Origin of the sequence: Pseudomonas sp. P20, assembly GCF_016463925.1 — a bacterium.
GTDB classification, from domain to species: domain Bacteria; phylum Pseudomonadota; class Gammaproteobacteria; order Pseudomonadales; family Pseudomonadaceae; genus Pseudomonas; species Pseudomonas aeruginosa.
Genome location: NZ_JAEMVM010000108.1, coordinates 1 through 746, shown reverse-complemented (window position 1 = coordinate 746; position 746 = coordinate 1). Strand labels below are relative to the sequence as shown.

At 64.6% G+C, this 746-nt stretch carries 1 pseudogene; it reads left to right on the top strand.

Going from position 1 to position 746, the window contains the following annotated elements:
* Nucleotides 1-746, top strand: a pseudogene (locus tag JHD77_RS31985) (conjugative transfer ATPase); the annotation flags it as partial.

Genomic DNA, 746 nt, shown 5'->3' with positions numbered 1-746 from the left:
CGCCTGATGATCACCGGCGGCGAGGAAAAGGAAGACGCGCGCCTGACCCGTGCCGATCGCAGCGCCATCCGCCAGGCGATTCTGGCGGCGGCCAGGACCTGCGCCGCCGCGAACCGCACGGTGCTCACCCAGGACGTGCGCGATGCGCTCTACGAGGCCTCCAGGAGCGATGGCTCCGCGCCAGAACGGCGCGCGCGGCTGGCCGAAATGGCGGAAGCCATGCAGATGTTCTGCATGGGCGCCGACGGCGAGATGTTCAATCGCGAAGGAACGCCCTGGCCTGAAGCCGACCTCACCGTGGTGGATTTCGCGACTTACGCGCGCGAAGGCTACGCCGCCCAGCTCGGGATCGCCTACATCTCGCTGCTGAACACCGTGAACAACATCGCCGAACGCGACCAGTTCAAGGGCCGGCCCATCGTCAAGATCACCGATGAGGGGCACATCATCACCAAGCACCCGCTGCTGCTGCCCTACGCCATGAAGATCACCAAGATGTGGCGGAAACTGGGCGCCTGGTTCTGGCTCGCCACCCAGAACATCGACGACATCCCAGCCTCCGGGGCACCGATGCTGAACATGATCGAGTGGTGGTTATGCCTGAACATGCCCCCCGACGAGGTAGAGAAGATCTCCAGGTTCCGCGAGCTGTCGCCGGCGCAGAAGTCGATGATGCTCTCGGCCCGCAAGGAAAGCGGCAAGTTCACCGAGGGCGTGCTCCTGGCCAAGGGCAAGGAGTACCTCTT